This window comes from Mycobacterium sp. (assembly GCF_032162605.1).
Classification (GTDB): Bacteria; Actinomycetota; Actinomycetes; order Mycobacteriales; family Mycobacteriaceae; genus Mycobacterium.
Genome location: NZ_JAVROT010000085.1, coordinates 1 through 6,504, shown reverse-complemented (window position 1 = coordinate 6,504; position 6,504 = coordinate 1). Strand labels below are relative to the sequence as shown.

At 67.3% G+C, this 6,504-nt stretch carries 7 protein-coding genes; 5 read left to right on the top strand and 2 right to left on the bottom strand.

The features are described from left to right. Nucleotides 1–78: 78 nt before the first annotated feature. Together QOI01_RS04735 and QOI01_RS04730 are read right to left on the bottom strand one after the other, a co-directional pair. Complete coding sequence (locus QOI01_RS04735) at nucleotides 79–1,626, bottom strand: MFS transporter (protein WP_526379036.1); 1,548 nt, start codon at nucleotides 1,624–1,626, stop codon at nucleotides 79–81. Between the two features lie 8 nt (nucleotides 1,627–1,634). After that, nucleotides 1,635–2,345 carry an LppX_LprAFG lipoprotein gene (locus QOI01_RS04730; protein ID WP_526379035.1) on the bottom strand — a complete coding sequence of 237 codons (711 nt, stop codon included), beginning with the start codon at nucleotides 2,343–2,345 and terminating at the stop codon, nucleotides 1,635–1,637. A gap of 264 nt (nucleotides 2,346–2,609) precedes the next feature. Here QOI01_RS04730 and QOI01_RS04725 point away from each other — a divergent pair, with 264 nt between their 5' ends. The 5 genes from QOI01_RS04725 to QOI01_RS04705 form a co-directional block, all read left to right on the top strand. Further along, nucleotides 2,610–3,245, top strand: a complete 636-nt coding sequence (locus QOI01_RS04725) for a riboflavin synthase (RefSeq protein ID WP_526379034.1) — start codon at nucleotides 2,610–2,612, stop codon at nucleotides 3,243–3,245. Nucleotides 3,246–3,278: 33 nt separating this feature from the next. After that, nucleotides 3,279–4,184, top strand: a complete 906-nt coding sequence (locus QOI01_RS04720) for a site-specific integrase (RefSeq protein WP_526379033.1) — start codon at nucleotides 3,279–3,281, stop codon at nucleotides 4,182–4,184. Between the two features lie 547 nt (nucleotides 4,185–4,731). Continuing rightward, the gene (locus tag QOI01_RS04715; RefSeq protein ID WP_526379032.1) at nucleotides 4,732–4,905 is read left to right on the top strand and encodes a hypothetical protein; all 174 of its coding nucleotides are present in this window, start codon (nucleotides 4,732–4,734) and stop codon (nucleotides 4,903–4,905) included. A gap of 118 nt (nucleotides 4,906–5,023) precedes the next feature. Then, on the top strand, nucleotides 5,024–5,980 hold the full coding sequence (locus QOI01_RS04710) for a bifunctional DNA primase/polymerase (RefSeq protein WP_526379031.1): 957 nt from the start codon (nucleotides 5,024–5,026) through the stop codon (nucleotides 5,978–5,980). After that, on the top strand, nucleotides 5,977–6,504 hold a 528-nt coding region (locus tag QOI01_RS04705), incomplete at its 3' end, for a hypothetical protein (protein ID WP_526379030.1). The genes QOI01_RS04710 and QOI01_RS04705, both read left to right, overlap by 4 nt.

Here is a 6,504-nt window from a genome sequence, read left to right as displayed (position 1 = left end):
GTGCTGAGCACGCCGAACCCCCGCGAACGCGTTGAGTTCAAATCGATGGGCCCCGGCGTCGAACGCTGTTGAGCCGAATTAGCTTGACGCGCTGACGATCTCGATCTCCTGTTCGGGGTCGTCGGCGCGTTCCTTTCGACCTGCGATGAACAGGCCGAGCACGGCTCCGAGCACGCAGACGATCGCGGTGATGGCGAACATCTCGCCGTACTGCATCGAGAAGGCCAGCTTGTAGTTCGCGGCCTCGGCGGTGATGCGTTCGACCAGCGACGTCCCTCCGCCCTTCTTCGGCAGGTGCTGCAGGATCTGATTGAACCGGTACAGGCCCCATGCCGACAGTGAGGCGACCCCGACCAGCATCCCGGTCATGCGTGCCACGACCACCGCTGACGACGCGATACCGTGCTGGGCCGCGGGCACCACCCTCAGCGACGCCGACGTCAGCGGTCCGATCACCAGGCCCAGCCCGAACCCGGCCAACGCCAGGTCGAAGTCCATCGCCGGCACCGTGAACAGCCCGAAATCGTGGCGCGCGGCAAGCAGATCCACCGGCCAGTGTGATACCAGATAGTAGGCGAAGGCGGCGACCAGCAGCCCGACGCAAGCCACGATCCGGTCGCCTATCCGCGTCGCCAGGAAACCGCCGATCAGCGCGCCAACGGGAAGCGCGACGAGGAATCGCATCAACAGGAACGCGGCCTCATTCTGGCTCAGACCAAGTACTCCCTGGCCGAACAGTTCGACGTTGACCAGCGTGACCATCAGGGCCGCCCCCGCGGTGAACGAGGCTCCGAGCGCACACAGGAAGGGTCTGAAGTGCACGCCGACCGGGTCGATCAGCTTCGTACGCGACCAGCGCTCCCACGCAAAGAACGCCACTGCGACGACGGCGGCCCCGGCCAGCATCAGCCCGCCGCCGTTGGGAAGCACCTGCTTGCCGTCGGGAGCCGGGTTGTACAGCCCGAACACGACGAGGACGAGAACGACCGCCAGCAGCAGGCCGCCGACGATGTCGACCTTCTCGGGTGGCTCCGTGCTCTTCCGCCGGCCCGGAACGCTGAAGTGGATCATCACCATCGCGATGAGGGCCAACGGAATGTTGACCCAGAAGACGTAACGCCAGCTGCTGAGCGCCCAGACGATCGCAATGCCGTAGAGCGGACCCAGCACGCTGCCGAGTTCCTGGGCTGCACCGATGCCACCGAGGATGGTGGCCCGGTCGCGTTGCGACCACAGGTCGGCGGCCAACGCCAGCGTGACCGGGAGCAGCGCGCCGCTGGCGGTGCCCTGAATGATGCGTCCGATGACCAGGATGGTCAGGTCGGACGAGAGTGCGGTGACCACCGAGCCCGCCGCGAATCCTGCCAGGCTGATCTGGATCAACAGCTTGCGACCGAATCGGTCCGACGCTCGACCCAGCAGCGGCATCGCTGCGATGTAGCCGACCAGGTAGCCGGTGATGATCGGCGCGACTCGCTGAATCTGGTTGATCGGGATGCCGACGTCCGTCATCACGTCGCGGATGATCGTGACGACGACATAGGTGTCGAGCGCGCCGAGCAGTACGGCCAAGCCGCCGGCGGTGATCGCTATCCGGCGGCCCGCGCCGGCCGGGGTGTCCGTCATGTGAGCCATCAGACTGCTGGCTTGGTGACCGTCACCGGCTTGCCCCAGTCCGACATCGTCAGTTGGATGGCGGTGCCCGAGGTGGGTTCAAGCTTCGCCTGGATCAGTTTGTGATCGCCGTCCGGGCTGATCCACGCCGTGCCTGGAACGGGACCGGTGACTGCGAGCTGCGGCGCGATGCCATTGACGGCGTCCGCCGAAACGGTGCCGGTGACCTTCACCGTGTCGACGCCGTTGACCGACTCGCGGCCAACGGCCTTGGGATCGGTGAAGTTGGCCAGCACGTTGGCCAGGCCCTTGTCCGGGTTGAGGATCGCGGAGACGTCGTAGATGTCCGCGGCGGGACCGAAGTCCGTCCAGCTTCCCGGCGTGAGGGCGGCATACAGCTTGCCGTCTGTGACGACGAATCCGACGCCCTCCAGCTTGGTGCCGAGGGCGGTGATGTCGGCCTTGCCGGATGCGGCCACTGCCGGGGTGTTGGTCAGATCGCCAGTCAACGTCGTGATCGGAAGTTCCTTGATCTCGCCGGTGACGGTGATGACCAGGTGGACGCTTTGTTGCGCCTTGGTGGTGGTGTTCGAGTCCTTCAGCAGCGTTGCTGCGTCGGGTAGCGGGGCGTTGGACGACTTGTCCGACGAGCATCCCGAGGTCAGGACGAGAGCCGTCACCAAGGCGGTGAACAGTGAAATGAGCATGGCAAGCCTGGGGCGCGTCTGCATGAGCTCATCGTAGTGGGTGCCATGGGGTACACGCGTGGCCCGGGGACCCGGTAGAAGTGAACTCGTGGCAGCTGACCTGGAGTTTCGACCCTTAGGCGCCGATGAAGGCGACGGCGCGGTGCTGATCGCCGCGATGATCGACGAGCTACGCAGGCCCTACTCCGCGCTCTGGAGGCCAACTTCAACGGCAATCCGGTGGCGACGTATTTCGGCGGGCAGCGGCCGTAGGGGAGCGCGACGTGACCCGGGACTAGCCTTTGGGGCATGTTCACCGGAATCGTCGAGGAACTTGGTGAGGTCGTCGGCATGGAGGAGCTCTCCGACGCCGCCCGGTTCGTCATCCGCGGGCCGCTCGTCACCGCCGACGCGGGGCATGGCGACTCGATCGCCGTCAACGGCGTGTGCCTGACGGTCGTCGAGGTGCTGCCCGATGGTGCCTTCACTGCCGACGTGATGGCCGAAACGCTGGACAGATCGAGCCTGCGTGGGGTCGGTGTCGGCAGCCAGGTCAATCTCGAGCGGGCCGCTGCGGTCAACAGCAGGCTCGGCGGCCACATCGTGCAGGGCCACGTCGACGGCACCGGGCACGTCGTCGCACGCACGCCGTCCGAGCACTGGGATGTGGTTCGGATCGCGCTGCCTACCGCACTGTCGCGCTACGTCGTCGAGAAGGGTTCGATCACCGTCGATGGGATCTCCCTGACCGTGTCCGGGCTGGCTGACGACTGGTTCGAAGTCTCCCTGATTCCCACCACGTTGCAGCTGACGACGCTCGGTCGGGCCGCCGTCGGAGCTCCGGTCAATCTCGAGGTCGACGTCATCGCGAAATACGTCGAACGCTTGCTTGGGGCGAACAACACCTCTACCAGCAGATATACCCCTCTGGACAAGGATTCCTAGCTAGCTTGACGCTATCGGTCTAACGTATCTGGTATGCCCACCACGCCCACCGACCTGGACCTCGGCGCCTTGCTCCCGAGTTGGAAGCTCGCGCTACGCGCCGAACGCAAGGCCGCCCAGACCGTCGACTCCTACACCACTGGCGCCCGCCTGTTCCTGGAGTGGTGCGCACGCAACGGGCACACCCCGGCGTTGGACCGCGGGCTCGTCAAGCAGTGGATCGCCGACCTGCTCGACGGCGGGGCCGAGGCTGCGACCGCGCGCAGTCGCCAGATGGCGCTCAAGCGGTTCGCCGCGTGGCTGACCGAGGAGGGTGAACTCGACGCGGACCCGCTGCTCGGACTGAAGCCGCCCAAGCTGGACACCAAGGTCACCGAGAGCCTGTCCGACGATGAGTTGCGCCGCCTACTCAAGGCGTGCGACGGCCGGGACTTCCTGGACCGCCGCGACGAGGCGCTGGTTCGACTGATGGCCGAGACCGGGATGCGCGCCGGGGAAGTGCTCGGGCTCGACGTCGACGACGTCGACGTGACACGGGGAATCGTCACGGTGCGCCGCGGCAAGGGCGGCAAAGGCCGCATCGCACCATTCGGGCCGCAAACCGGGCGCGCGATCGACCGGTATCTGCGGCTGCGCCGCGCCCATCGCCTGGCCCACACCGACGCACTCTGGTTGGGCGGGGGCGGTCAGACGTTCGCCTATCACGGGCTGGACAAGGCGCTCAAGTACCGGGCCGAGCGCGCCGGGCTGAAGGGTTTTCACCTGCACCTGATGCGGCACACCGCCGCGTCGCGCTGGTTGGCCGCGGGCGGGTCCGAGGGCGGCTTGATGTCGGTCGCGGGCTGGTCGACTCGGTCGATGATCGACCGCTACACCCGGTCGACCGCCGCGGACCGGGCCGCCGCCGAGGCCCGAGGCCTGAACCTTGGCGACTTATGACCGACACCGGCGCCAGTGACGGCGGCCATGAGTTTCTGTTCCACCAGCCGCGCGCGCTGATCACGGCGCGGTGTAGTCAGTGCCACCGGCCGGTCGGCACGTTCTGGGCCGAAGATCCTTGCGAACACCATCCGGTCCCGGACAGTGGCACCTGGGCGCACGGAATGTGTTCATGCACACCGGCGCCGCGGCTACCCACCGGCGCTGAGTTGGCGAAGCTGGTCGACCGCGCCCGCCGACGCAACCACGGTGGCGACCGGCACGCTGCGGTGACGATCCGGGTGTGCTGAGTTAGCACGACGGGCGACGCAGGTCCGCGTTTCTCGATAGCATGACGTAACCAGTTCAACAAGCTCACATCGATCGAGGCGCGCGCGGCGCCACCCGCATAGCGCGGAGCGGCTGTGCAGTTACCCGAAAGGGGCTGCCAGCCATGCCTTTATCGTTGACACCTTCCGAGCGCACCCTCCGCGCTTCGCTCGCGTCCGATGCAAGTTGGGCGAATACCGAAAACCGCACCACGCGAACGCAACCCGGTCGCGATGCGATGCGCCGCAAGTTCGAGGACCAGGTCGACCCCGAGCGCACGCTGTCGCCAGCCGAACGCGCCAAGCGTGCCGAGAGCGCGCGCCGAGCTCACTTCAAGCGGATGGCGCTGCGCTCGGCCGTCGCCCGTCGCAAGGCCCGCGAAGCCCGCGGAGGTGCCGATGCCGCCTCCTGACAGCGAAACGGCCCCGACCGTGAGGGCCGGGACCGCTCCAGAATCCGCCAGGCAAGCAGATACCACGATCATATCGAGCGTTGCCGACAGCCGCGACGCCGCGGCGCCGCCAGGAGCGTTGACCGCGGCCAGTCCCGGCCAAACCGCTCGCGTCCGCGAGATACTCGCGCGCGCTCAGCATCAGGTCGCTGGCGACGAGACCGCCGACACCATGGCCGCGGCAATCACACTCCTGCGCCGCGGATTCCATGTCTTCCCCGTCGACCATCCCGACCACCCGCAATGCCTCGGTCTGCACGGACCCAACAACCCGTGTGACGGCGTCCGCGGCAAGCACCCCGCCTGCAAGTGGGGAACCTGGGCGACCACCGTCACCGAGCAGATGATCGAACTCGCGTGGACCAGTCGCGGCGGGTTGGCCAACATCGGCGTCTCCTGCGGCCCCACCAACATCGTCGTGCTCGACGAAGACCAGGCCGGTGAATTGGAGCGTTGGTGCGACGCACACGGCATCACCCTGCCGCCCACCTACACGGTCACCACCTACCAGGGCAAGCACCTGTACTTCCGGTGGGACCACCAGCCGACGCGCATCACCAATCGCGAAGCCGCGTTCGCCGGGTACAAGATCAACGTGCGCGGGCACGGTGGGTTCGCCGTCGCGGAAGGGTCTCAGCACGCCTCTGGCGTCGTCTACACCGGCAACGGCGCCGAGATCGCCGACCTACCCGACGAGGTCGCTGCGCTGCTGCTGGCAGGCACGAACACCGACACCGACGGTGTTGACACCGACACCGAGGGCTCGCAACCCGACGCTCATCGTGGCGCCGGGCGGTCTTCATCGGGCGCCAATGGCGAGGACTTCCTACGGGAAACCGCCGACCCCAACACCACCATGATCGCCGACGGTCACCGCCATCCCGAACTCGTCGCCTACGCGGGACGACTGCGCAACTTGGGGCTCGACCTCACCGAGGCGCTGCCCACGTACCGGCAGCGTTGGCTGCTGTGCGAACAGCCCGACGGCCAGACCCCGAGGCTCGTTTCCACGGCCCCGGCTGCCGCTACCCGGTGACGTGGCAGGAGGCCGAAGCCAAGCTCCGTGACGTCTACCGGCGCTACCCGGCGGGCGACGACCTCGACGGCGCCGAGCCGGTCGACGAAGCCGTCGCCGAGGCCACCCAGGCGGCCACCAAATCGGCCGGGCCGCGTGACACCGGGAAGGACAAGGTCCGCGCGTTCAAATTCCCCGATGAGCAACGGCCGACCGACGTCGGCAACGCGGCCCGACTGCTACACCACGCGGCCGGGAGCATCCGCTACGTGCACGCCTGGGGCAAGTGGATCGTGTGTCGCAACGGCCGCTGGATCGTCGACGAGAAGGATGCCCTGGTCACCGAGGTCGCCAAACGGGTCGCCAAGGGGTTGTACGCGTTGGCGGCGAAGACCGCCAAGACGGAGGGGAAGAAGGCTGCCACGGACATTTGGGCGTGGGCACTCAAGTCGGACACCTCCGGTGCGATCGCCGCGATGATCCGACTGGCCCGCGGGGTCGACGGCATCATCGTCGACCACGAAGACCTCGACGCGGACCCGTGG

Excerpts from the sequence above, each read along its gene's own strand:
- QOI01_RS04735 (WP_526379036.1), bottom strand. The coding sequence starts at position 1,626 with ATGACGGACACCCCGGCCGGCGCGGGCCGCCGGATAGCGATCACCGCC.
- QOI01_RS04730 (WP_526379035.1), bottom strand. The coding sequence starts at position 2,345 with ATGCAGACGCGCCCCAGGCTTGCCATGCTCATTTCACTGTTCACCGCC.
- QOI01_RS04725 (WP_526379034.1), top strand. The coding sequence starts at position 2,610 with ATGTTCACCGGAATCGTCGAGGAACTTGGTGAGGTCGTCGGCATGGAG.
- QOI01_RS04720 (WP_526379033.1), top strand. The coding sequence starts at position 3,279 with ATGCCCACCACGCCCACCGACCTGGACCTCGGCGCCTTGCTCCCGAGT.
- QOI01_RS04715 (WP_526379032.1), top strand. The coding sequence starts at position 4,732 with ATGCGCCGCAAGTTCGAGGACCAGGTCGACCCCGAGCGCACGCTGTCG.